Source organism: Kribbella polygonati, assembly GCF_050320105.1.
Lineage (GTDB): Bacteria > Actinomycetota > Actinomycetes > Propionibacteriales > Kribbellaceae > Kribbella.
Map to the genome: position 1 here is coordinate 4,308,617 of NZ_CP190129.1, position 23,423 is coordinate 4,332,039.

At 69.7% G+C, this 23,423-nt stretch carries 26 protein-coding genes; 12 read left to right on the forward strand and 14 right to left on the reverse strand.

Features of this window, described 5'->3' with window-relative positions; translation table 11 throughout:
• Positions 1–212: 212 nt before the first annotated feature.
• Positions 213–839, reverse strand: a complete 627-nt coding sequence (locus ACQHIV_RS20415) for a DUF2461 domain-containing protein (RefSeq protein ID WP_427896296.1) — start codon at positions 837–839, stop codon at positions 213–215.
• 43 nt (positions 840–882) lie between these two features.
• Between ACQHIV_RS20415 and ACQHIV_RS20420 the strand changes: the two genes are divergently transcribed.
• Positions 883–1,833, forward strand: a complete 951-nt coding sequence (locus ACQHIV_RS20420) for a quinone oxidoreductase family protein (RefSeq protein ID WP_427896297.1) — start codon at positions 883–885, stop codon at positions 1,831–1,833.
• Here the strand turns inward: ACQHIV_RS20420 and ACQHIV_RS20425 are convergent.
• From ACQHIV_RS20425 to ACQHIV_RS20435, 3 genes are all read right to left on the reverse strand, one after another.
• A complete protein-coding gene (locus tag ACQHIV_RS20425; protein WP_427896298.1) occupies positions 1,823–2,935 on the reverse strand; it encodes an epoxide hydrolase family protein in 1,113 nt (370 codons plus the stop codon). The genes ACQHIV_RS20420 and ACQHIV_RS20425 overlap by 11 nt on opposite strands.
• Before the next feature lie 28 nt (positions 2,936–2,963).
• Positions 2,964–3,266: a hypothetical protein gene (locus tag ACQHIV_RS20430; protein ID WP_427896299.1), complete on the reverse strand. Its 303-nt coding sequence runs from the start codon at positions 3,264–3,266 to the stop codon at positions 2,964–2,966.
• Between the two features lie 190 nt (positions 3,267–3,456).
• Positions 3,457–3,732 (reverse strand): DUF1905 domain-containing protein, encoded by a 276-nt coding sequence (locus ACQHIV_RS20435; protein WP_427896300.1) that lies wholly within the window; start codon positions 3,730–3,732, stop codon positions 3,457–3,459.
• Between the two features lie 73 nt (positions 3,733–3,805).
• Here ACQHIV_RS20435 and ACQHIV_RS20440 point away from each other — a divergent pair, with 73 nt between their 5' ends.
• The gene (locus ACQHIV_RS20440) at positions 3,806–4,315 is read left to right on the forward strand and encodes a GNAT family N-acetyltransferase (protein WP_427896532.1); all 510 of its coding nucleotides are present in this window, start codon (positions 3,806–3,808) and stop codon (positions 4,313–4,315) included.
• Here ACQHIV_RS20440 and ACQHIV_RS20445 read toward each other — a convergent pair.
• Positions 4,266–5,252, reverse strand: coding sequence for a cation diffusion facilitator family transporter (locus ACQHIV_RS20445; protein WP_427896301.1), 987 nt, complete (start codon positions 5,250–5,252; stop codon positions 4,266–4,268). The two genes, ACQHIV_RS20440 and ACQHIV_RS20445, sit on opposite strands and share 50 nt — an antisense overlap.
• Complete coding sequence (locus ACQHIV_RS20450; RefSeq protein ID WP_427896302.1) at positions 5,249–5,650, reverse strand: ArsR/SmtB family transcription factor; 402 nt, start codon at positions 5,648–5,650, stop codon at positions 5,249–5,251. The genes ACQHIV_RS20445 and ACQHIV_RS20450 overlap by 4 nt, the downstream gene beginning before the upstream one ends.
• A gap of 47 nt (positions 5,651–5,697) precedes the next feature.
• Here ACQHIV_RS20450 and ACQHIV_RS20455 point away from each other — a divergent pair, with 47 nt between their 5' ends.
• A complete protein-coding gene (locus ACQHIV_RS20455; RefSeq protein WP_427896303.1) occupies positions 5,698–6,210 on the forward strand; it encodes a DinB family protein in 513 nt (170 codons plus the stop codon).
• On the opposite strand, the gene ACQHIV_RS20460 is transcribed toward ACQHIV_RS20455, so the two are convergent.
• From ACQHIV_RS20460 to ACQHIV_RS20485, 6 genes are all read right to left on the reverse strand, one after another.
• The gene (locus tag ACQHIV_RS20460) at positions 6,189–6,821 is read right to left on the reverse strand and encodes a response regulator (RefSeq protein ID WP_427896304.1); all 633 of its coding nucleotides are present in this window, start codon (positions 6,819–6,821) and stop codon (positions 6,189–6,191) included. The genes ACQHIV_RS20455 and ACQHIV_RS20460 overlap by 22 nt on opposite strands.
• Positions 6,818–7,969 carry a sensor histidine kinase gene (locus ACQHIV_RS20465; protein WP_427896305.1) on the reverse strand — a complete coding sequence of 384 codons (1,152 nt, stop codon included), beginning with the start codon at positions 7,967–7,969 and terminating at the stop codon, positions 6,818–6,820. The genes ACQHIV_RS20460 and ACQHIV_RS20465 overlap by 4 nt, the downstream gene beginning before the upstream one ends.
• Positions 7,970–7,976: 7 nt before the next feature.
• Positions 7,977–8,459, reverse strand: coding sequence for a hypothetical protein (locus tag ACQHIV_RS20470; protein ID WP_427896306.1), 483 nt, complete (start codon positions 8,457–8,459; stop codon positions 7,977–7,979).
• 116 nt (positions 8,460–8,575) lie between these two features.
• Positions 8,576–10,168 (reverse strand): ABC-F family ATP-binding cassette domain-containing protein, encoded by a 1,593-nt coding sequence (locus ACQHIV_RS20475; RefSeq protein WP_427896307.1) that lies wholly within the window; start codon positions 10,166–10,168, stop codon positions 8,576–8,578.
• A gap of 116 nt (positions 10,169–10,284) precedes the next feature.
• Positions 10,285–11,694, reverse strand: a complete 1,410-nt coding sequence (locus tag ACQHIV_RS20480; protein WP_427896308.1) for an ATP-binding protein — start codon at positions 11,692–11,694, stop codon at positions 10,285–10,287.
• Between the two features lie 2 nt (positions 11,695–11,696).
• Entirely contained in the window at positions 11,697–12,380 is a 684-nt protein-coding gene (locus ACQHIV_RS20485; protein ID WP_427896309.1) for a response regulator, read from the reverse strand.
• Positions 12,381–12,546: 166 nt separating this feature from the next.
• Between ACQHIV_RS20485 and ACQHIV_RS20490 the strand changes: the two genes are divergently transcribed.
• The 7 genes from ACQHIV_RS20490 (at position 12,547) to ACQHIV_RS20520 (ending at position 19,648) form a co-directional block, all read left to right on the forward strand.
• On the forward strand, positions 12,547–14,334 hold the full coding sequence (locus tag ACQHIV_RS20490; RefSeq protein ID WP_427896310.1) for an ABC transporter substrate-binding protein: 1,788 nt from the start codon (positions 12,547–12,549) through the stop codon (positions 14,332–14,334).
• Between the two features lie 4 nt (positions 14,335–14,338).
• The gene (locus tag ACQHIV_RS20495; RefSeq protein ID WP_427896311.1) at positions 14,339–15,328 is read left to right on the forward strand and encodes an ABC transporter ATP-binding protein; all 990 of its coding nucleotides are present in this window, start codon (positions 14,339–14,341) and stop codon (positions 15,326–15,328) included.
• Entirely contained in the window at positions 15,325–16,341 is a 1,017-nt protein-coding gene (locus tag ACQHIV_RS20500; protein ID WP_427896312.1) for an ABC transporter ATP-binding protein, read from the forward strand. Before ACQHIV_RS20495 ends, ACQHIV_RS20500 begins: the two co-directional genes overlap by 4 nt.
• Entirely contained in the window at positions 16,338–17,264 is a 927-nt protein-coding gene (locus ACQHIV_RS20505; RefSeq protein WP_427896313.1) for an ABC transporter permease, read from the forward strand. Before ACQHIV_RS20500 ends, ACQHIV_RS20505 begins: the two co-directional genes overlap by 4 nt.
• A 2-nt stretch (positions 17,265–17,266) precedes the next feature.
• Positions 17,267–18,226 (forward strand): ABC transporter permease, encoded by a 960-nt coding sequence (locus ACQHIV_RS20510; protein WP_427896314.1) that lies wholly within the window; start codon positions 17,267–17,269, stop codon positions 18,224–18,226.
• Between the two features lie 64 nt (positions 18,227–18,290).
• The gene (locus ACQHIV_RS20515; RefSeq protein WP_427896315.1) at positions 18,291–18,518 is read left to right on the forward strand and encodes a hypothetical protein; all 228 of its coding nucleotides are present in this window, start codon (positions 18,291–18,293) and stop codon (positions 18,516–18,518) included.
• Positions 18,519–18,661: 143 nt separating this feature from the next.
• Positions 18,662–19,648 (forward strand): 2-dehydropantoate 2-reductase, encoded by a 987-nt coding sequence (locus ACQHIV_RS20520; RefSeq protein ID WP_427896316.1) that lies wholly within the window; start codon positions 18,662–18,664, stop codon positions 19,646–19,648.
• Here ACQHIV_RS20520 and ACQHIV_RS20525 read toward each other — a convergent pair.
• Positions 19,613–20,521 carry a GNAT family N-acetyltransferase gene (locus ACQHIV_RS20525; RefSeq protein WP_427896317.1) on the reverse strand — a complete coding sequence of 303 codons (909 nt, stop codon included), beginning with the start codon at positions 20,519–20,521 and terminating at the stop codon, positions 19,613–19,615. The two genes, ACQHIV_RS20520 and ACQHIV_RS20525, sit on opposite strands and share 36 nt — an antisense overlap.
• 81 nt (positions 20,522–20,602) lie before the next feature.
• On the opposite strand from ACQHIV_RS20525, the gene ACQHIV_RS20530 reads away from it, so the two are divergent.
• Positions 20,603–21,472 carry an NAD(P)/FAD-dependent oxidoreductase gene (locus ACQHIV_RS20530; RefSeq protein ID WP_427896318.1) on the forward strand — a complete coding sequence of 290 codons (870 nt, stop codon included), beginning with the start codon at positions 20,603–20,605 and terminating at the stop codon, positions 21,470–21,472.
• On the opposite strand, the gene idi is transcribed toward ACQHIV_RS20530, so the two are convergent.
• The gene (gene idi / locus ACQHIV_RS20535) at positions 21,449–22,006 is read right to left on the reverse strand and encodes an isopentenyl-diphosphate Delta-isomerase (RefSeq protein ID WP_427896319.1); all 558 of its coding nucleotides are present in this window, start codon (positions 22,004–22,006) and stop codon (positions 21,449–21,451) included. The two genes, ACQHIV_RS20530 and idi, sit on opposite strands and share 24 nt — an antisense overlap.
• Before the next feature lie 229 nt (positions 22,007–22,235).
• Here idi and tyrS point away from each other — a divergent pair, with 229 nt between their 5' ends.
• The gene (gene tyrS / locus ACQHIV_RS20540; protein ID WP_427896320.1) at positions 22,236–23,411 is read left to right on the forward strand and encodes a tyrosine--tRNA ligase; all 1,176 of its coding nucleotides are present in this window, start codon (positions 22,236–22,238) and stop codon (positions 23,409–23,411) included.
• Positions 23,412–23,423 lie beyond the last annotated feature (12 nt).

The following is a 23,423-nucleotide window of genomic DNA, read 5'->3' on the forward strand; positions in this document are numbered from 1 at the left end:
GGGGTCCACGGCCTCCGGGCGGTTCGCCGTACTGGAGTCTTGACTGCTGCGAGCTTGGGTCTCGCCATCTTCTGCGTCGCCGGCGCGGCGACCCCGAAGCTCAGCCACCCCGGCTCCCCCTGACGGCCAAGAGAACTGCCTGACGAATTGTGGGCACTCCATCACCAAGGGTGAGTTTAGCCTTCCCCGCCGGTGTCCCTGCTCAGACTCGGTCAGGTGTTGTCGGTCAGCCAGGTTATTAGGGGTTTGGTGGCTTGCCAGTCGGTGCGGATTTGGGTGGTCAGGGCGGGGGTGTGGATGAAGGGGTCGAAGCCGTAGTTCTTGCCTACGTTGAGGGATTTGTGGCGGAGGAGATCGATGCGGGGGTGGTCGGGGTCGTAGCCGCGGGGGGTGGTTTTGAGTTTTTCGCCGCCGATGGTCCAGCCGGCGGCGGTGAGGGTGGCGAGGAGTTTTTCGAGTTGTTTGCCGCGGCGGTCCTCGGCGATCGCGGTGCGGACGCGGGCGAGGCGGTCGGAGCTTGCCTCGTAGAAGCCGGCGCCGACGCGGACGCCGGGGGCGGAGACCTGGACGTACCAGCCGGTGGCGGGGGCGACCGCGACGTACGCGCCCTGGTGGGTCTTGTACGGCGTCTTGTCCTTCGCGAAGCGGACGTCGCGGTACGGGCGGAAGAGCTTCGCCGTACCGAACTCCTCCTCGAGCTCGGCCATCAGCTCCGCCATCGGGGCCCGCACCGACTCCTCGTAGACGTGCTTGTGCGCCGTCCAGAAGCTCTTGGTGTTGTCCATTTCGAGATCGTCGTAGAAGTCCAGCGCGGCCGCGGGGAAACCGGTAAAACTCATGTGGTAACGATAGTTCGCCCAGCAGATCGGACAGGAACCCCATATGCGCGCGATCCAGGTCACCGAGTTCGGCGGCCCCGAAGTACTCGTACCGGCCGAGCTGGATCCGCCGGTCGCCGGCAAGGACCAGCTGCTCGTCGAGGTCAGCGCCGCCGGCGTGAACTTCGCCGACACGCACCGCACCGACGGCTCGTACCGCGGCGGTGTGACGCTGCCGTTCGTGCCGGGCGTGGAGATCGTCGGCCGTACGACGACCGGCCGCCGGATCCTTGCCCCGATCTTCGCGACGGGCGGCGGGTACGCCGAGTACGCCGTCGCGCCGAAGGACCGCGCGGTCGACGTACCGGAGGAGGTCACCGACGGGCAGGCGCTCGCGCTGCTCATCCAGGGCCTGACGGCGTGGCACGTACTGCGGAAGAGCGCCCGGATGGACTGCGGCGACTCCGTGCTGGTGAACGCGGCCGCGGGTGGGGTCGGCTCGCTCGCGATCCAGCTCGCCAAGCACTTCGGCGCCGGCCGGGTGATCGCGGCGGCGTCCACGCCGGCCAAACGCGAGCTGGCGCTGGAACTCGGCGCGGATGTTGCCGTGGACAACGACCTGGACGGCTACGTGGAACGGGTCCGCGAGGCCGCCGACGGCGGTGTCGACATCGTCCTGGATCCTACCGGCGGCGCTGCCACCCAGGCCGGGCTCGACTGCCTGGCGGACTTCGGGCGGCTGGTGAACTACGGCAACGCCGGCCGCGAGGGACGACCGCCGATCGACCCGAGCGCGCTTGCCCAGCGCAACCTTTCGGTGGCCGGTTTCTGGCTCGTGCCCGCGATGAACCTGCCCGGGATGTACGAGCACCCGCTGGCCGCGATGCTCGACCTCACCGCCCGCAAGCAGCTCCGCCCGCTCGTCGGCGCCGAGTACCCGCTGGAAGAGGCCCGCCGTTCGCACGAGGACCTGCTGGCCCGCCGTACCACCGGGAAGCTGATCCTCAAGCCCTGAAGAACGCGCGGATGTCCGCGGCCAGCACCTCCGGCTGCTCCAGCGCCGCGAAGTGCCCGCCGTTCGGATGCGACGTCCAACGCACGATGTTGTTGCTCTGCTCGGCCTTGTGCCGCAACGGGACGAAGTTCTCGTGGGCGAGGTCGAGCAGCGCGGTCGGCGTCCGCGACGGCTCGGGCGGCTGACCCCAGTACGCCGCGTGCGCGCGCTCGTAATAGATCGCGCCGGACGACCCGCCCGTCCGGGTCAGCCAGTACAGCATCACGTTGGTGAGCAGGATGTCCCGGTCGATCTCCCCGTCCGACCAGGCCGCGAACTTCTCCGCGATCCACGCCAGCTGCCCGACCGGCGAGTCCGTCAGCGCGTACGCGAGCGTCTGCGGCCGGGTCGACTGCAGGTCGGCGTACCCCTGCTGCTCCGCCGCGAACGACTGCTGCCGCCGCCACGACGCCCACGTCCGCTCCTGCTCGGCGGCGGACAGCCCGGCAAGCTCCGCGGCGGAAGGCTCGGACGTCGCGCCCGCACCCGGGATCAGGTTGAGATGTACGCCGAGCACCCGCTCCGGATCGATCCGCCCGACCTCCCGCGAGATCGCGGCGCCCCAGTCCCCGCCCTGTACGCCGTAGCGCCCGTACCCGAGCCGGGTCATCAACACGGTCCACGCGCGCGCCACCCGCTGGAACTCCCACCCGGCCTCCCGGGTCGGTCCGGACAGCGTGAACCCCGGAATGGACGGGAGGATGAGATGGAAGTCGCGCAGCAGCGGAGCGACGTACGTGAACTCGACGATCGATCCGGGCCAGCCGTGCGTCAGCACCAGCGGGATCGCGTCCGGCGACGCCGACAGGAGATGCGCGAAGTGCACGGTGGCGCCGTCGATGACCGTCGTGTACTGCGGCCACGTGTTCAAGCGGGCTTCAGCCGCACGCCAGTCGTACCCGTCCCGCCAGTACGCGACCAGGTCCCGCAGGTAGTCCAGCGGTACGCCGCGCGACCAGCCGGCACCGGGCAGCTCCGACGGCCACCGCACCAGGTCCAGCCGGAGGCGTAGGTCGTCCAGCTCGCTCTCCGGCACGTCCAGCCGGAACGGTTCGATCGTCACCGCCGCACTGTGTCACAGACCGCGCGGATCAGGCGGTGACTTTCTGCTGCCCGCGGTCGCTGAGGACCTTCACCGCGATCGCACCGATCAGGCAGAGTACGCCCGCGACGATGACCACCGTCGTCAGCGTGCTCGCGCTGCTCAGCGCGTTGTCGCAGGACATCGGCGTGATCCCACCGGCCGGCCGGAACGCCGAGCCGCAGCTCGTCCCGCCCGAGGAGACCGTCCGGAACCCGAGCAGCGCGCCGCCGAGCAGCAGCACCGCCCCGGCAACGCCGAGCACCTTGTTCAGCACGGTCACGGGAAGTCCGGAACCGTCGATGTTGGGCATGCCAACGTCATGCCTCGTGAGCCCCGTAGCACTTCGTTCACTCCTCTTCGTCGGACCACCCGCTCCGAACTTACGGTCCGGCCGGAAGGATCCCCACCCCGAGCAGCGGGTCAGCACCGATTCTTCACACAGTCCTTACTCAGAACATGACCCGCTGTGACGGTGATCTCAGATCAAATGGAAGTCACTCTCATCCGAGACGCTCTTCCAGATGCACCGTGACCGGGTCCCCCGGCTGCTTGCCGAGCAGGTCCCGCAGCGCACCCTTCACCGGCAGCTTGTGGGTCCCGTCGCCGAGCGCCATGAACGAGCTCTCGAACGGGTGCCCGTCCATCGTGCCGCGGACCTTGACCAGCCCGCGGGTCCCGAAGTACTCGGCCGACCCCGGCATCTGCACGTAGGTCCAGCCGCCCTTGGCGTCGCTCTTCAGCAGCGGCGCGGTGAACGTCTTGTCCAGCTTGCTCATCGTGAGCTCCTCTCTACACCCCATAGGTAGAGACCGCCGTCGGCGTTTCGACACTATTCTGGAATTCGTGCAGATGACGATCCGCCGGGCCGGGCGGGACGACGTACCGGCGGTTCTGGCGCTCCTCGACGGGGCGACCCGGTGGCTGGTCTCCCGCGGGCGGACCGATCAGTGGGGGACCCGGATGCATTCGACCAGCCCACGGCGGGTTGCGCAGATCACCGGGTTCGCGGACGACGGCGGGCTGTGGGTCGGCGAGGCGGACGGGCGCGCGGTCGGCGCGGTCGCTGTCGGTACGGCGCTCGCGCACATCCCGCCCGTCGACGAGCCGGAGCTGTACGTCCGGCTGCTCGTCTCGGAGCGGGCGTCCGCCGGGCAGAACGTGGGCGGCGTACTGCTCGACCACGCTCGGGACCTGGCGCGTGCGGCTGGGCTGGGGCTGCTACGGGTCGACTGCTTCGCGGGTGGGGACGGCGCACTCGTCCGGTACTACGAGCGGCAGGGGTTCACCCGGACGCAGACGTTCAGCGAGTTCAGTGGACCGGAGGAGTGGCGGGGTCAGGTGCTGGCGCAGCGGTTGTAGGCGCCCGGTGTCCTGTGGTGTGCACCGGGCCGTGGGAGTCGCTGCAGTGCTCCGTACGGCCCGCGGAGGCGTGGTCGACCTGGAGCGTGGAGTGCGTCAGGTGGTGGCGCTCGGCAAGCACCTCCTCGATCCGGATCCGGATCTGGTGACAGTCCAGCCCTTCCGCGACCAGGATGTGCGCGGACGCGGCCGGCTCGCCGGAGGTGATCTCCCAGACGTGCAGGTCGTGGACCTCGACGACGCCCTCGATCGCGCACAGCTCGGCGCCGAGCGCCTGCGGGTCGATCGCGGCCGGCGCGGCCTCCAGGAAGATCCGGCCGGAGTCGCGGACCAGTCCGACGCCGGCCTTCAGCATCAGTACGGCGACCACGAACGCGGCGATCGCGTCCGCCCGGGCGAACCCGGTGAGCAGCACGACCAGACCGGCGATCGCGGTGGCGATGAACGCGAACAGGTCGTTGAGGATGTGCTGGAACGCGCCCTCGACGTTCAGGCTGGAGCGATTCGCCTTGCTGATCAGCCAGGTGGCGAGCAGATTCACCACGATGCCGACGAGGCCGGTGATCAGGACCAGCGCGCCCTGGACCTCGGGCGGGTTGATCAGCCGGTTGATCGCCTCGTACACGAAGTAGACCGCGAGCAGCAGCAGCGTGATGCCGTTCGCCTGGGCGGAGAGGATCTCGACGCGCTTGAAGCCGTACGTGAACCCGCCGCGCGGGGGTTTCGCGGCGAGGCGGATCGCGAGCAGGGCGAGGGCGATCGCGATCGCGTCGGTGAGCATGTGGGCGGCGTCGGTGACGAGGGCCAGCGAACCGGCCGCGAGTCCGACGATCACCTCGGCGATCATGAACCCGACGATCAGCGCGAGCGCCCCGCTGAGCAGCTTCCGGTCGGCGGCCGCGTTGACGGCGTGCCCGTGCCCGTGGCCGGCGCTCATGCTTCCGCCCTCTCCGGGTGGATGGCGTCGGTGTGCTCGGTGTGCGCGACGGCGAGATCCAGCAGCATCCGCACGTGCGCGTCGTCGAGCCGGTAGAACGCGTTCCGCCCGTCCCGGCGTACGGCGACCACGCGGTGCGCCCGCAGCAGCCGGAGCGCGTGCGAGGTCGCGGACTCGCTCAGCCCGGTGATCGCGGCGAGATCGCAGACACACAGCTCCCCGTCGAGCAACGCCACCAGCAGCTTCAACCGCCGCGGATCCCCGAGCAGACCGAACACATCCGCCGTGTCGACGATGTCCTGCTCCCCCGGCATCCGCGCATCAACACTGGCCACCCGCTCCGGATCCACCAGCCGCACGCTACACGCGTCACCCTGCACATCTGCAGAACTCTTCATATATTCACGGTAGAGCACGGACCGGTTCCCACGCAACACTGTCCGTCGTGACAGGTCATCCAGAAGTAGCCGCGGCCGAACGACGCTCGCTCGAGCAGTTCCTCGACTTCCACCGTGCCGGCGTACTGCACATCCTCGACGAGGTGACGGACGCCGAGGCGACAGCTCGTCCGCTCCCCGCGACCGACCTGACGGTCGGCGGCGTCGTCAAGCATCTGGCTGCCATGGAGGATCTGTGGTTCCGGCACAAGTTGCTGGACGCGCCGCCGGCGGAGCCGTGGCGGTCGGCACCGTTCGGGGAGGATCCGGACTGGGAGTTCCACTCGGCGGCAGCCGACTCCGTGGCCGAGCTACGGGAGTTGTACGAGGAGGCGTGCGCCGCCAGTCGCGCCGCGGCTGCAAACGTCGAACTGGACGAGCTTGCCGTGCAGGGATCGTTCGGTGGGCAGCGGGTGAGTCTGCGGTGGATCTGTCTGCACATGCTCGAGGAGATCGCGCAGCACCGCGGGCATCTCGATCTGTTGATGGACGCGGTGCGTCAGGTGAGGCCGAGGCGGTAGGCGTAGGCGACGGCTTGGGCTCGGTCGCGGAGGTTGGCTTTGGCGAAGAGGTGGTTGATGTGGGTTTTGACGGTGGCTTCGCTGACCACGAGGTGGCGGGCGATCTCGGTGTTGGACAGGCCCTCGGCGATCAGGCGGAGGACTTCCAGTTCGCGGGGGGTGAGGCCGGAGTCGGCGACCGGTTTGGGTGCTGTGGTGGTGCCTTCGATCAGGCGGCGCTGGACGTCGGCGTCGAGGATGGACTGGCCGTCGGCTGCAGCTTCTAGGGCGCGGCCGATCGACTCGGCGTCGGCGTCCTTGGTGAGGAAGCCGCGGGCGCCGGCGCGTAACGCGGACAGGACCGAGTCGTCGTCGCTGTACGTCGTCAGCACCACGACCTCGGTCCGTGGGTGCTCGGTCCGCACGATCCGGGTCGCCTCCACCCCGTCCATCGCCGGCATCCGGAGATCCACCAGCAGTACGTCGGGATCGTGCTCCGCGACCAGCGCGACCGCCTCCCGCCCGTCGGACGCGGCCGCGATCACGTCGATCCCGGGCAGCAGTTTCAGCAACGTCACCAGCCCGTCCCGGACCACGGTCTGGTCGTCGGCGACCACTACTCGCACTGTCACGCAGGCACCTTCAGTTCGACTCGCCAGCCCGTCGGTGTCGGGCCGGCCTCCAGTGATCCGCCGACCAGGTCGGCGCGTTCGCGCATCCCGAGCAGACCATAGCCGCCCGGCGCCGCCCGCTCCGGGCGCTTGTCCTGCTCGTCGTCCACGGTCAGTCCGACCGCCGCGCCGTACGACAGCCGCACCCGCACCGGCGCCCCCGGCGCGTGCTTGCGGATGTTCACCAGCGACTCCTGCAACGTCCGGTACAACGTGCTCAACACGTCCGCCGGCAACTCCCGCTCGACCCCGTCCACCTCGAAATCAGCAGCAGCCCCACTCTCCAGCCGGTACGCCGTGACGAGATCGGCCAGCGCCCGTACGTCGGGAACCGCGTCCTCCCGCAGCGCCGCCACCGCCCGCCGCGCCTCGGCGAGCCCTTCCGCGGCCAGCCCCTGCGCCCGCGTCACCTGCTCGATCGCCTCCGGCGAGGCCCCGTCCCGGACCAGCATCAGCCGCGCCCCCTGAAGGCTCAACGACAACCCGGCCAGCGAATGCGCCAGTACGTCGTGCACGTCGCGAGCGATTCGCGCCCGCTCGGCCAGCGCCGCGGCCCGGCCGTGTTCCTCGATCGCGGCCTGCTTCCGGGCCAGCGACACCTCGAGGTCCTCCAGCCGCTGCTCCCGCGACCGCCGGTTGATCGCCGCCAGCGTCAGCGCGACCACCCCGAACGCCGCACCGCACGCACCCGGCACCGAGCGCGTGGTCAGGTACAGCGGCACACTCGCCCCGACGATGCTGGCGCCGACGATCACCCACTCCAACGGCTTCGCCCGGAAGTACCGGACCGCGGCGCGGGCGGCCCAGAACGGGATCACGAGCATCGCGCTGGACGGCAGCACGTACCAGAGCGCGGACCCGGCCAGCGTGAAGGCCAGCATCCCGTACCCGGCCACGCCGGGCGGTTCGCCGTACTTCAGCGGGAACAGCGACAGGTTGCCCACGACAACGACAGCGCCGAGCACCAGGGCCACCCAATACGGCGCCCGCCGGTCGTCGCTGCGGGCCGCGACCACCAGCGAGATGATCGTGATCACCCCGGGCACCGCACGCAGCAGCAGGCCAGGCACGGAGGAGTCCCGTACCTGGCCCGACAGCGTCCAACTCATGCTCTCATCATGCCCGCTGGGCGGCGAGCGGGACGTTCATCGCGAGCGCGCGGCGGTAGACCATCGCGCTCTGCGCGCCGATCGTGAGGCCGACGGTCAAGGCGATCGACGCCTGGCCGAAGGTGTTGTGCGGCCAGAGCGCGGCCGCGGCGAACGTCGTACCGACCCGGAAGGCGATGGTGACCAGCCAGAGCACGAGCGTCGCGGCGGTGCCCTTCTGGAACGGTCCCGCGTCGGTCGGAGTCAGCCGGATGCTCGCACCGCGGGCCAGGCCCAGGGCGATCAGCACGACGCTTTCGAGCGCGAGGAAGCCGAGCTCTCCGGGCGTCGCGGTGTGGATCACCGAGGCGAGCGAGAGGAGGCCGACGCCGAGCAGGACGGCCGGCATCAGCGCCAGCGACCTCGGGGTGACGAGCGAGCCGGTCACCTGCCGGCCGATCACCCGTACCAGCACCAGGACGCCAATCAGGATTCCGATCAAGGCCGACATTTCAGTTCCTTCCGAGGGGTTCGTTGTTGGTCACAACACTCCTCGGATTCGCGCTCCGGAACGTCAGCCCGGAGGTGAGACCCGGGTGGATCCCGGGCCTCAACCCCAGGGTTGACTCACGCCAGCGACACCAGGTCCAAGTAGTCGTCGGACCACAGGTCCTCGGTGGCGTCGGGCAGGATCAGCACCCGGTCCGGGCGCAGCGACTCGATCGCGCCCTCGTCGTGGGTGACCATCACGATCGCGCCCGGGTAGCTGCCGACCGCGCCGAGCACCTCGTCCCGCGACGCCGGGTCGAGGTTGTTCGTCGGCTCGTCGAGCAGCAGCACGTTCGCGCTCGAGTGCACCAGCCCGGCCAGCGCCAGCCGCGTCTTCTCGCCGCCGGACAGTACGCCCGCCGGCTTGTCGACGTCGTCGCCGCTGAACAGGAACGACCCGAGCACGTTCCGCACCTCGCCGTCGGTCAGACCGGGCGCGACCGCGGCCAGGTTCTGCCGTACGGTGCCCGCCAGGTCCAACGTGTCGTGCTCCTGGGCGAAGTACCCGAGCCGCAGCCCGTGTCCCGGTACGACGCGACCGGCGTCCGGCTGTTCCCGCCCCGCGAGGAGCCGGAGCAGCGTGGTCTTGCCGGCACCGTTCAGCCCGAGGATGACGACCCGGCTGCCGCGGTCGACGGCCAGGTCGACGCCGTTCAGCACCTGGAGGGCGCCGTACGACTTCTGCAGGCCGACCGCGGACAGCGGCGTCCGGCCGGACGGCGCGGGGGCCGGGAGGCGGATCTTCGCGACCCGGGACGCCCGCCGTACCGGCTCGAGGTCGGAGAGCAGTTTGTCCGCGCGGCGCGCCATGTTCTTGGCCGCGACCGCGGTGTTCGCGCCCGCCTGCATCTTCGCCGCCTGGGTGTGCAGCGCGGCGGCCTTCCGCTCGGCGACCGCACGTTCCCGCTGCCGGCGCCGCTCGTCCAGCCGCAGCTGTTCGAGGTACTTCGTCCAGCCGGTGTTGTGCAGGTCGATCGTCAGCCGCTGCGGGTCCAGGTGGAAGACCCGGTTGACCGTTGCCTTGAGCAACTCCCGGTCGTGGCTGATGACGATCAGGCCGCCCGGGTACGACAGCAGGAACTGCCGCAGCCACAGCACCGAGTCCGCGTCCAGGTGGTTGGTCGGCTCGTCGAGCAGCAGCGTGTCGTGCCGCGCGAACAGGATCCGGGCCAGCTCGACGCGCCGGCGCTGCCCGCCGGACAGTTCGCCGATCGGTTGCTCCAGCGCCCGGTTGGGCAGGCCGACGCCGGCCGCCAGCCGGGCCGCCTCCGCCTCCGCCGCGTACCCGCCGCCGGCCTGGAACGCGGCCTCAGCCCGCGCGTACGCCGCCATCGCCTTCTCCTGGGCCCCACCGTCGGCCATGGCCGTCTCGGCCGCGCGCAACCGGCGGACGGCCTCGTCGAGGCCGCGGGCGGACAGGATCCGGTCGGTGACGGTGATCGCGGGATCGGCCGCCCGCGGGTCCTGCGGCAGGTAGCCGACCGATCCGGTGACGGCGATGTCGCCGGCCGCGGGACGGGCCTCGCCGGCCAGGGTCTTCATCAGCGTGGTCTTGCCGGCGCCGTTGCGGCCGACGAGCCCGACACGGTCGCCCGCACCGACGGTGAACGAGATGTCGGCCAGCAGCAGCTGGGCGGCGACGCGAAGATCAACACCGCGTACGGTGATCATGATGGTTACTCTCCGTGATAGCTAGTGGACGCACTTCACCTGTGGGAGTGAGTGCGCCAGCTAGACACAGAGGCAAGTAGCCATGTGCCCACGGTAACCGGAGCGGCCGACCGCCGTCAGCTGGTTTTCGCGGGGAGCTCGATGACGAACCGCGCGCCGCCGCCCGGACGCTCGGTGATCCGGATGGTGCCGTGGTGCCACTGGACATGCCGCGCCACGATCGCCAGACCGAGTCCGACACCCCGGCCGCGGCCCGAGGTCTCCCCGCGGCCGAACCGCTCGAAGATCCGCGCCCGGTCCTCGACCGCGATCCCGGGACCCGCGTCGTCGACAGTGATCACCACCCCGAGGCCGCCGGTCCGGACGCCGACGCCCTTGCAGCCGCCGGCGTGGTCCTCGGCGTTCTCGACCAGGTTCGCGACCACCCGTTCGAGCCGCCGTTTGTCCGCCTGCAGCGTGAGCCCCTCGGCCTCGTGCTCCACCTCGGTGACCTCACGCCCGGCGGCCGCGTCGGCCGCGGCGCGGACCAGGTCGGCGATCCGGACGGTCTCCCGGCTGCCCCGGTCGCCGCCGTCGTCGCGGGAGATCTCCAGCAGGTCGATCACCAGCCGCCGGAACCGGTCCAGGTCGTCGCCGAGCAGCTCGACCGGCTCGCGGACCGCGGCCGGCAGCTCGTCGCGGTGGTTCTGGATCAGCTGCATCGAGTTCAGCATCGTCATCAGCGGCGTCCGCAGCTCGTGGCTGACGTCGCCGGCGAACCGGGCGTCCGCGGCGACCCGGCGTTCCAGGTCCGCGGCCGTCTGGTTGAACGACCGCGCCAGGCTGCCCAGGTCCTTGTCGTTCTCGGCCTGCAAGCGGGCGTCCAGCTTGCCGCGCGCGATCGCGTCCGCGACCCCGGCGAGCTCGGCCAGCGGGCGGAGCGCGACCGTACTGGCGAGCCGGCCGACCGCGAGGCCGATCAGCGTGGTCGCGACCGCCGCCGCGATCAGCGTGATCTTCAGCGTCCGCAGCGTGTCCTCCAGCGTCGACAGCGGATGCCACTCGAAGAAGGCGTCACCACGCGTCACGAGCGGTACGGCGACCGCGAACACCGGCTGCCCACCGACCGAGATCCGTCGCTGCGACGCGGTACCGCCGAGCGCGGCCTGAATCATGTCCGGTGGCAGATCCGTCGGCTTGCCGGTCATGGCGTACCAATGCTCGTCCAGATAGAGCATCGTCGCCGCGGCGTTCGTGGAGGGAAGGTTGTTCAGGACGTCCATCGGAGACACCCCGGGCTGCAGTGCGGGCGTCGGGCACTCCGCGTGTTCACGGGCGGGATCGCACGGTTTCGGTACGCCGAACAACCCGAAACGCAGTGCTGCCGCGTTGTCGAGCGTGGTGAGATTCGCCGACTGCTCGCGTTGCTGGGTCAGGTAGTTCGACACGACCCCCCAGGTGACCATCGCGAGGACGGCCGACAGCCCGAGGGCGAGCAGGCCGTACGCCAGCATCACCCGGCCCCGGAGGGTGAATCGCCCCAGCAAGGTCAGCTCACCAGTCGGTAGCCCAGGCCGCGGGCGGTGACGAGGTGCTTCGGGCTGGCCGGGTCGCGCTCGATCTTCAGCCGCAGCCGGCGGACGTGGACGTCGACGATCCGGCTGTCCCCGAAGTACCCGTAGCCCCAGACCTTCGACAGCAGCTGCTCGCGGCTGAGCACCTTGCCCTCGGCACCTGCCAGCTCGGCGAGCAGCTTGAACTCGGTCCGGGTCAGCGGCAGCACCTCGCCGTCCCGGGTCACCTCGGCACCCGGTACGTCGATCCGCAGGTCGCCGACCTCGAGCAGCTCGGCCTGCCGCGCGTTGGCCGGCTCGACCCGCCGGAGCAGTGCCCGGATCCGGGCCGACAACTCCTTGGCAACAAGCGGTTTCGTCACGTAGTCGTCGGCGCCTGCCTCCAGACCCGCGACCACGTCGTGGCTGTCGGTCCGCGCGGTCACCATGATCACCGGTACGTCGCTGGCGCGGCGTATCTCCCGGCAGACCGTGAAACCGTCCCGGTCCGGCAGCATCAGGTCCAGCAGCACCACGTCCGGCGGCTCCCGGCGCAGCGCGGCCAGGGCGTCGTACCCGTTCGCGGCCTCCGCGACCTGGTAGCCCTCGTCCTCCAGGGCAAGCCGCAGTACCCGCCGGATCCGCGGCTCGTCGTCGACCAGCAACAGGCTGTGTGCCACGGGACCAGTGTCGCTCACCCGCGGGCTCACCGTCGGTAACGGATGTCATGAATCCGACATATTCGGGCGCGGGCACGGTGACATCTGTTTGACGGTTCCGTGACCGGGGTTCCCGGCAGATCCGGAAGTCCTAGCTTCGGCCGTATCGAGTCCCGGAGGAGGACCAATGGCCAGAAGACGGCTGGCGGCAGTATCCCTTGCCGCCGTGGCGAGCATCACGCTCGCGGCTTGCAGCAACGGCGGGAACACACCGTCCGGATCCAGCACGGCCGGCACCCCGGTCACCGGCGGCACCCTGAACATGCTCGGGACGGGCGACGTCGACTACATGGATCCTAACGTGAGCTACTACTCGATCGGCTACCTGAACCTGCGGATGTGGAGCCGCCAGCTGTTCACCTATCCGGCCGACCCGGGTAGCGACAACACCAAGCCGGTGGCCGACCTGGCCACGGACATGCCGACCGCGGCGAACGGCGAGGTCAGCGCCGACGGCCTGACCTACACGATCAAGCTCCGCCCGGGCGCCAAGTGGGACACCTCCCCGGCCCGGCAGGTGACGGCGGCCGACATGGTCCGCGGCGTGAAGCGGACGTGCAACCCGGTGCAGCCGTTCGGCGGTATCCCGGACTTCGCGAACCTGATCGAGGGGTACAAGGCGTACTGCGACGGCTTCGCGAAGGCCCCGAAGACGGTCGCCGGGATCAAGGACTACATCGAGAAGACGCCGCTGCCGGGCGTGGTCGCCAAGGACGACACCACGGTGATGTTCAAACTGACGTCGCCGGCCACGTACTTCGTCGACATGCTGACGCTGCCGGCCTTCTCGCCCGCCCCGATCGAGTCGCTGAACTACCTCCCGGCCAGCACCGAGCTCGGTAACCACTTCCCGTCCGACGGCCCGTACAAGGTCGACTCGTGGGTGCCGACCAAGTCGATCACCTACTCCCGCAACCCCGCCTGGGACGCCGCCTCCGACCCGGTCCGCAAGGCGTACGTGGACAAGATCGTCGTGAACGAGACGGTCAGCCAGGACTCGATCCAGCAACAGCTGCAGACCGGGACCCCGACCGCCGACATGGAGTTCGACGCCGGCCCGCCGCCGTCGCAACTGCCGGCCCTGATCGCCAAGAAAGACCCGAACCTGAACCTCGGCCCGACGGCGTCCAGCAACCCGTACGTCGTCTACAACACCGCGTCGCCGAACAACAACAAGGCGCTCGCGAACGTGAAGGTGCGGCAGGCGATCAGCTACGCGATCAACCGCTCCAACATCCTCCAGGTGCTCGGCGGCCCGACCATCAACCCGCCGCTGACCCAGGTGCTGCCGGACAACATCGTCGGCTCCAAGAAGAACGACCCGTACCCGTACAACGTCGACAAGGCCAAGCAACTGCTGACCGAGGCGGGCTTCCCGAACCTGACGCTGAAGTTCCTGTACCGGAACGCCTCCGAGGGCAGCAGCAAGGCCTTCCAGACGATCCAGCAGGACCTGTCGAAGGTCGGCATCAAGGTCGTCGGCGTACCGTCGCCGAACGCGGACTTCTACGTGAAGTACCTGCAGGTGCCGAGCGTCGCCAGGCGCGGTGTCTGGGACCTGTCGCTGGCCGGCTGGGGTGCTGACTGGTACGGCAACGCGGCGCTGTCGTTCTTCAACCCGCTGTTCTCCGGCGAGCCGTCGTACCCGCCGATCGGCAGCAACTTCGGGCTGTACAACAGCCCGGCGACGAACGCGCTGATCGACCAGGCGATCAAGGCGCCGACCGAGGACCAGGCGGCGACGCTGTGGGCGAAGGCCGACGCGCAGGTGATGACCGACGCGCCGTTCTTCCCGCTCACCAACCCGAAGAACCCGAACTACCACGCGGCGCAGGTACACAACGCGAACTACGTACCGGCGATGCAGAACTTCGACCCGACGAACGTGTGGATCGACAAGGACAAGCAGGGCTGACCTCATGGCTCTGCTGGAAGTAAGGGACCTCAAGGTCTCCTTCGACACCCCGGACGGTACCGTCCGTGCCGTCCGGGGGCTGTCGTACGACGTGGAAGCCGGCCAGACCCTCGCCGTGGTGGGTGAGTCCGGATCCGGGAAGAGCGTCTCCACCCAGACCATCACCGGCCTCACCCGGGGCGCGCAGGTGTCCGGTACGGCGTACTTCGACGGCACGGACCTGATCACCGCCGACGAACGCACGCTGCGCCGGTTGCGCGGCGCGCAGATCGGGATGATCTTCCAGGACCCGCTGTCCAGCCTGCACCCGCAGTACCGGGTCGGCTGGCAGATCGTCGAGATGATCCGGGCGCACGACCAGGAGATCAGCAAGCAGGCGGCCCGGAAACGGGCCGCCGAACTGCTCACCCTGGTCGGCATCCCGCGGGCGGCGGACCGGATCGACGACTATCCGCACCAGTTCTCCGGCGGGATGCGGCAACGCGTGATGATCGCGATGGCGATGGCGCTCGACCCGGCGCTGCTGATCGCGGACGAGCCGACCACCGCGCTCGACGTCACCGTCCAGGCCCAGGTGCTGAACGTGATGCGCCGGCTGCAGGAGCAGTTCGGCACCGCGATCATCCTGATCACCCACGACCTCGGCGTGGTGGCCGAGATGGCCGACGAGGTGGTGGTGATGTACGCCGGGTCGGTGATGGAACGTGCGCCGCGCCGGGACATCTTCTACCGCAACCACCATCCGTACACCCAGGGGCTGCTGGCCTCGCTGCCGGCCCGCAGCGGCGACCGGCTGACCCCGATCCCGGGGACGCCGCCGAGCCTGATCAACCTGCCCAAGGGCTGCCCGTTCGCGGCCCGCTGCCCGCACGTGTTCGACAAGTGCTCCGAGCCGCCGCCGCTGCTGAACGTCGGCGGCGACTTCCGGCACCAGTCGGCCTGCTGGCTCCCCCACCACGCCGGCACAGCGGCAGACGAGGCGGTCGCATCGTGAACGACGAAGTACTGCTGAAGGTGGACGACGTCCGGAAGGAGTTCCCGACCCATTCCAAGGAGGTGGTCCAGGCCGTCGCCGGCGTCTCGCTCGAGGTGCACACGGGCGAGACCCTCGGCCTGGTCGGCGAGACCGGTTGCGGCAAGTCCACGCTGGCCCGGTGCATGGCCCGGCTGTACGACGTGACGTCCGGCTCGGTGTGGTTCGAGGGCAAGGACATCACGAAGCTGTCCCGGAAGGCCATGCAGCCGTTGCGCCGCGACGTACAGGTGATCTTCCAGGACCCGTACGGATCGCTGAACCCGCGCCGCCGGGTCGGCTCGATCATCGGCGACCCGTTCGCCATCCACAAGATTGCCTCCGGCAACGAACGGAAGAAGAAGGTGCAGGACCTGATGGAGCTGGTCGGGCTGAACCCCGAGCACTACAACAGGTTCCCGGCCGAGTTCTCCGGCGGCCAGCGGCAACGGATCGGGGTGGCCCGGGCGCTCGCGCTGCGACCGAAGCTGGTGATCTGCGACGAGCCGGTGTCGGCGCTGGACGTGTCGATCCAGGCGCAGATCATCAACCTGCTGGCCGACCTGCAGAAGGAGCTGAACCTGACCTACGTCTTCATCACGCACGACCTGTCCGTGGTCCGGCACGTCAGCGACCGGATCGCGGTGATGTACCTGGGCAAGATCGTCGAGCTGGCGCCGACCGAGCAGCTGTTCGGGATGACCCGGCATCCGTACACGCGGGCGTTGCTGTCCGCGCTGCCGGTGGCCGACCCGGACACCGCCGACAGCCGCGAACAGATCATCCTCGGCGGCGACATCCCGGCCGCGACGAACCCGCCGGAGGGGTGCAGGTTCCACACGCGGTGCCCGAAGGCCCGGCTCGACTGCGCGGCCGAGGTACCGCCGCTGGAGCCGGTGCTCGACGACGGACCCGGTCACCGGACCGCCTGTTTCTACCCGTTGACGGTGGGCGAGGATTTGTCCACCGCGGTACCTGACTTGAAGGCATCATGACCGCCGCGATCGAGATGGTCGATGTTGTCGATGAGCCGAAGGCCATCGAAGGGCGCAGCCCGTTCTCGCTCGCGATGCGGCGGCTGCGCCGGGACAAGGTCGCGATGATCTCGCTGGCCGTGATCCTGCTAATCGTGCTGATGGCCCTGCTGGCCCCGCTGTTCGCGGCGGTCACCGGGCATCCGCCGAACGAGCAGTACCGCTCCATCGGGCTCACCCCGGACGGGTTGCCGCGCGGGCCGAACGGCACGTTCTGGCTCGGCACCGACGACCTCGGCCGGGACATCCTGGTGCGGATCGCCTACGGCGCCCGCATCTCCTTGCTGGTCGGCGTGATCGCGACCGCGATCACGGTCGCGATCGGCGTCGTGCTGGGGCTCGCGGCGGGGTTCCTCGGGGGGATCGTCGACACGGTCCTGGCGCGGCTGATCGACGTCGTACTGTCGGTACCGTTCCTGCTGGTGGCGATCGCGCTCGTGTCCGTGACCGGGCCGAGCCTGACCGTCACGGTGCTGGTGATCGGCTTCTTCAGCTGGGCGTCGGTGGCCCGGATCGTCCGCGGCCAGGTGCTCTCCATCCGGGAACGCGAGTACGTCGAAGCGGCCCGGTCGCTCGGCGCCGGCGACGGCCGGATCATGTACGTCGACGTACTGCCGAACGTGATCGCGCCGGTGATCGTCTACACCACGTTGCTGATCCCGGTCGTGATCGTCACGCAGGCGACACTGTCGTTCCTCGGGCTCGGACTGCCGCCGCCGACGGCCGACTGGGGCGGGATGATCAGCGAGTCGCAGAACTACTACACGACCGCGTGGTGGTTCATCCTGTTCCCCGGTCTGGCGCTGCTGATCACGACGCTCGCCTTCAACCTCTTCGGTGACGGCGTCCGGGACGCCTTCGACCCCCGCGCGGATCGGAGCTGACCATGGCGATGTTCCTCCTACGACGGCTCGGTCACGGGCTCCTGGTCCTGTGGCTGATCAGCCTCGCGGTGTTCGGGCTGTTCTTCGTTGCCCCCAGCAACGTCGCGCAGACGCTCGCGGGCCGGCAGGGGACGCCGGAGACGATCGCGCTGATCAAGCACCGGCTGGGCCTGGACCTGCCGGTCTGGCACCAGTACCTGAATTTCCTCGGCAACGCACTGAAGGGGAACCTCGGGTACGACTACTACCACCAGGTGCCGGTGACCACGATCATCGGGCAGGCGCTGCCGGTGACGATCTCGCTGGCCCTCGGCGCTTCGGTGCTGTGGCTGCTGCTGGGCGTGTTCAACGGGGTCGTCTCGGCGGTCCACCCCCGGTCGCTGGCGGACCGCGGGCTGACGTTGTTCTCGCTGTTCTTCTACTCGTTCCCGTCGTTCCTGCTCGGCCTGCTGCTGTTGTACTTCCTGTACTTCCGCCTCACGCTGGCCGGTTTCCGCTGGTTCCCGGCCGGCGGGTACTCGCCGCTGACCGGCGGGTTCGGGACCTGGTTCCAGCACCTGTTCCTGCCCTGGATCGCGCTCGCACTGTTGCTCGCGGCAACCTATACCCGGTTGACCCGGGCATCGATGCTGGACGTGCTCGGTGAGGACTACATCCGGACCGCGCGGTCGAAGGGCCTCCGCGAGAACCGGGTGATCTACGTCCACGGCCTGCGCAGCGCGCTGACGCCGGTGGTCACGCAGTTCGGCATCGACCTCGGGCAGCTGGTCGGCGGCGTGGTCGTGACCGAGACCGTGTTCAGCCTGCCGGGCCTGGGGCAGACCGCGGTGGTCGCGATCAACCAGCAGGACCTGCCGGTGATCATCGGCATCGTCCTGTTCGCCTCGGCGGCGGTGGTGGTCGCGAACATCCTCGTCGACATCGGCTACGCCGTCCTCGATCCCCGGGTACGGCTGCATTGAGCGGAGTACGTCTCAGAACGCGGCGACGGGGGTACCGTGAGAAGTGCAAGAACGGAGGCCCGTCATGGGTGCTGTTATCGCGCTTCCACTGATCCTGATCGCCCTGGCCTCGCTCGGCTTCGCACTGTGGAGCCTGTACGCCGTCGGTCTCGAAACGTTCACGTTCGCCAAGTCGGCACGCCGCCACGGCTCGGGCGAGTGCGCCGCGCACTACGACCCGGGCGACCACGACCACGTATCCACCCGGCCACTGGCCGGCTACGGCCGGCGATCGATCAATCGCCCCGGCTGAGCAGGAGTCCCCGGTTTCCTTTGGTCGGGTTTCTCCGGGGACTCTGCACAAGGACAGGAGGTGCCCGCTGCGTACCGGCTCGCCGGAACGGGGCGGTACGGAGGGGAGCCCAGACACCTCCTGTCCTTCGGTACGTTGTCCTCATGATCGCGGTCTATGGTGCGGGCGGGATCGGCTGCTATGTGGGCGGACGGCTGGCCGCGACCGGGACGCCGGTGACGTTTGTCGGGCGGCCGCGGGTGGCGACGGAGGTTGCTGCGCACGGACTGCGGTTGACGGATTATCTGGGGGCGGATCTCCGGGTTGCCGAGGTGGCCTTCGAGACCTCGCCTGAGGGTGCCGCCGGCGCCGATCTGGTGTTGGTGACGGTGAAGTCGGCGGCTACCGCGCAGGCCGCGGACGAGTTGGCGGAGGTGTTGGCGCCGGGGGCTGTGGTGGTGAGCTTCCAGAACGGCGTGCGGAACGCCGAGGTGCTGCGGTCGCGGCTGCCTGGGCGAGTGGTGGCCGGGATGGTGCCGTTCAACGTGCTGAATCGCGGCGGCGGCGTCTTCCACCAGGGCACCGAGGGGAAGCTCGACGTACAACGGGATGCGGCCTTGGCGCCGTACGCCGAGGCGTTCGAGCGGGCGGGGTTGCCGCTGACCCAGCACGACGACATCCTGCCCGTGCAGTGGTCGAAGCTGCTGCTGAACCTGAACAACCCGATCAACGCGCTCTCGAACCTGCCGTTGCGCGACGAACTCTCGCAGCGGGCGTACCGCCGGTGCCTGGCGGCGGCACAGGCCGAGGCGCTGGGGTTGCTCGGCGTGGCCGGGATCCGCCCCGCGCAGTTGCTCGCCGTACCGATGGAGCGCTTCCCGTCCGTCCTGCGGCTGCCGGACTTCCTGTTCCGTCGGCTCGCGGGCAAGGTGCTGGCCGTCGACCCGCTCGCCCGGACGTCGATGTGGGAGGACCTGGAGGCGGGCCGCCCGACCGAGATCGACTACCTGAACGGCGAGGTCGTCCGGCTCGCGGCGTCGCTCGGACAGACCGCACCGGTGAACGCGAGGCTGGTCGAGCTGATCCGGGCGGCCGAGAGTACGCGCCGCTCCTGGTCAGGACCCGAGCTGCTCCGGGAACTGCAGCGGTAGCTCCGCGCGGACGTTCACGCTCACCGTCCGGTACGTGAAGCCGAGGTGCTCGTTGAGCTGCCGCATGTTCTCGTTGCCCTCTTGGGTCCAGGTGTAGATCTCGGTGATGCCGTGCTCGGCCGCCCACGCCATGCTGGTCCGCTTGAGCGTCGACGCCACCCCCTTGCCCCGCCAGTCCGGCCGGACGGCGGTGTAGCCGACCTCGGCCCGCTCGGGCACGTCGGTGTCGAGCCACAGCCCGGCGACACCGATCACCTCGTCACCGGCCACGGCCATGAACATCGAGGCCGGGTCGTTGATCCACTCCGTCGCCCACTCCTCCGGCGTCACCTGCATCGGCGACGTGGTGTCGAGGTCCGGGAGCGTCGGGAGCGCGACCTGCTCGTACGCCGCGGCCCACAGCTCGGGCCGCTCCGCGACCGGTACGACGGCGTACTCGGACGGGACGTCCGGCCAGGGCTCGTCGGCGATCCGGCGTACCTGCTCGACCTGGCGGAGGAACTCGGTGAACCCGAAGCGCTTCGCGAACGCCAGCGAACCGTCGTCGTCGACCGCGCACCCCGCGATCGTGAAGCCCTGTCCCGCGGCGTGCTCGGTCAGCACCCGCAGCAGAGCGGTGCCGACGCCCCGCCGGCGAGCGTCAGGGTGGACGCGCGCGGTCACGGCGGCGCGGTCCGCCTCGTTCGAGCGGTCGGAGTTGCCGTGTGCGACGACCTCGCCGGCCAGCTCCGCGAGCACCATCAGCCGCTGCGGAGTGTGCGCCTTGCGGAGCTCGGCGACGCTTGGCGCCCGCTCGTACGGCAGGACGGCGAGGCGCACCTGGCGCCAGGCCTCGTAGTCGGCGTCGGTCTCGACAGGCCTGATCCGGATCACCCGGTCATTAGGCGGTCCAACCGTCGGGAACGGCCAGCGAATTTCAAAGTATGAGACCAGTCGTCTCGTATGATGGCGCGCATGGATGTGGCGGTCATCGGTGGAAGTGTGGCGGGACTACAGGCTGCGTTGACGTTGGGACGGGCGCGCCGGCAGGTGGTGCTGTTCGACGACGGGCGAGCGCGGAACCGGAACGCGTCGCACGTGCACAACTACCTCGGCGTGGTCGACCTCGCGCCGTCAGAACTGCTCGCCGTCGGGCGGCGGCAGCTGGCCGGGTACGGCGTCGACGTACGCGCGGGCCGGGTCGAGGCCGTGACGCCGGACGACGACGGGTTCGTGGTCGACGGGCGGCACGTGCGGGTCGTCGTACTCGCGACCGGGTTGTGGGACGAGCTGCCCGACGTACCCGGGGTGGCCGACGGGTGGGGGCAATCCGTGGTGGCGTGTCCGCACTGCCACGGGTGGGAGGTGCGGGATCAGCCGCTGGTGCAGGTGGGAATGCGTGGTGCGCCGGACCGGTCGGTCGCGCGGGCGTTGCTGCTGAGCCGGTGGAGCGACGACGTGGTGCTGTGTACGGACGGCGACGTGTTGACGGGGACGCAGCTGGACCGGCTTGCCGTGGCAGGGGTCAAGGTGCGGACCGAGCGGGTCGCCGAGGTGAGGTCAGGGGTGCGCCTGGTCAACGGGGAGACGTTGGCCGCGGCACGGGTGTTCGTGGTGGTGCGGCAGCATCAGCAGAGCGACCTGGCCGAGCGGCTCGGGTGCCAGGTCGCCGACGGTGCGGTCGTGATCGACGACGGCGGACGTACGACGGTGCCCGGGGTCTATGCGGTCGGTACGACGGCGGCGCCGGCGTTGCTCGCGATCGGGGCGGCGGGGCACGCCGGCACGGTCGCTGTCGCCGTACACGGTGATCTGCTGGAGTCAGATCTGGGCGGCGGCTGGTAGCCGGGACGGGTCGGCGATCGGCCAGTCGGCCGGGGCGTCGCGGAGTTCGTCCAGTTGCAGGAGGCACCAGGGCGAGAGGCCGGGGGTGTCGCGGACCTCCTGCCAGGAGGCCCAGCGGTAGTCGGCGACCTCGTCCGGGTTCGGCGTCGGGTCACCGGTCCAGGACGCTCGGTACACAGGGCAGATCTCGTTCTCGACCATGCCGTTCGGCATCTCGGCGCGGTACCGGAACTCGGGCAGCACCAGGTCGACCGCGGCCACCACGATCCCCAGCTCGTCGACCAGCCGGCGGCGCACCGCGTCCGCGACCGGCTCGCCCGGCAATGGGTGCCCGCAGCAACTGTTCGTCCAGGTACCGGGCCAGGTCGGCTTGTGGAGCGCGCGCCGGGTCAGCAGCACCCGCCCACCGGCGTCGACGACGTAGCTGGAGAACGCCAGGTGCAACGGCGTCGCCGCGTGGTGGACCGCGGCCTTCGCCTCGGTCCCGATCGCCCGCCCGCTCTCGTCCACCAGTACCACCTGCTCGTCGATCACGTACTCGAGCCTAATCGGGTTCACCCCATGGGCCGGTGGCTGCTAGCCTCACGGTGTGACCAAGCACTGCGTGATCTATCGACCGGCTCTGGGAGGGGCCGGCGTCCGGTAGTCCCCGCAGTCGGCACCACCCAGAGCCTCCGAGGCAGGAACCGTCCGGTTCCTGCCTCTTTCCGTTCGCCGGAGGCACTGGCTGGACGCGAGGTGCCTCGTCTTCGAGAGGAACCTCATGAACGCTGTGATCGACCGGTTACGCCGTACCACCGACCTGATCGTCGGGGAGGACGACCTGCGCGAACGCCTGGACTCGGGGCGGCCGCTGCGGATCAAGTACGGCGTCGACTGCACCGCGCCGGACCTGCACCTCGGCCACGCCGTCAACCTGTGGATGATGCGCCAGCTGCAGGACCTCGGGCACCGCGTGGTGTTCCTGCTCGGCGACCTCACCACCCGCGTCGGCGACCCGACCGGGCGGTCCGAGACCCGTCCGGTCCTCACGCCGGAGCAGATCGACGCGAACGCGGCGTCGTTCCTGTCGCAGGTGTCGCTCGTACTGCGGACCGATCCGGAGGTGTTCGAGGTACGGCGGAACTCCGAGTGGTACGACGCGATGCCGGTGGCGGAGCTGCTCGGGTTGTTCGCGCAGGTCACGCACGCGCAGCTGATGGCGCGGGACATGTTCCGCGACCGGGTCGCCGCCGGGCGGGAGATCGCCGTCCACGAGCTGGTGTACCCGGTGCTGCAGGGGTACGACAGCTTCGCGATGGACAGCGACCTGACGATCGTGGGGTCGGACCAGCTGTTCAACGAGCAGCTCGGGCGGCAGTTCCAGCAGCGGCTCGGGGCGCCGCCGCAGGTGGTGATCACGACCACGATCACGCCCGGGATCGATGGTCGCGCCAAGCAGTCGAAGTCGCTGAACAACTACATCGGGCTGACCGACAGCCCGCGGGACAAGTTCGGGAAGCTGATGAGCATTCCCGACGAGCTGGTGGAGCCGTACGCACGGGTGTACACCGAGCTGCCGTTGGAGACGGTGGCGGCGCTCGCGGACGCGTCCGGACCGGCGGCCCGGGACGCGAAGCTGCGGCTCGCGGCGGCGGTCGTCACCCGGTACCACGGCGCGGGGGTGGCGAAGGAGGAGCTGGCCGCGTTCCGCCGTACGTTCACCGACCGCTCGGAGCCGACGGACATCCCGGAACTCACCGTTGCGTTGGCCCACCCAACGGTCCTGGACCTGCTGCGCGCCGCCCATCCCACCACCAGCAACTCCAACCTCCGCCGCCTCCTCAAGCAGGGCGCCGTCACCATCAACGGCACCCGCCAAACCGACCCCACAGCGAAGATCCCCCTCCCAGCCACCCTCAAGTCCGGCCCCCACACCTGGCACCGAATCACCGGCTGACGGCATCCCGGA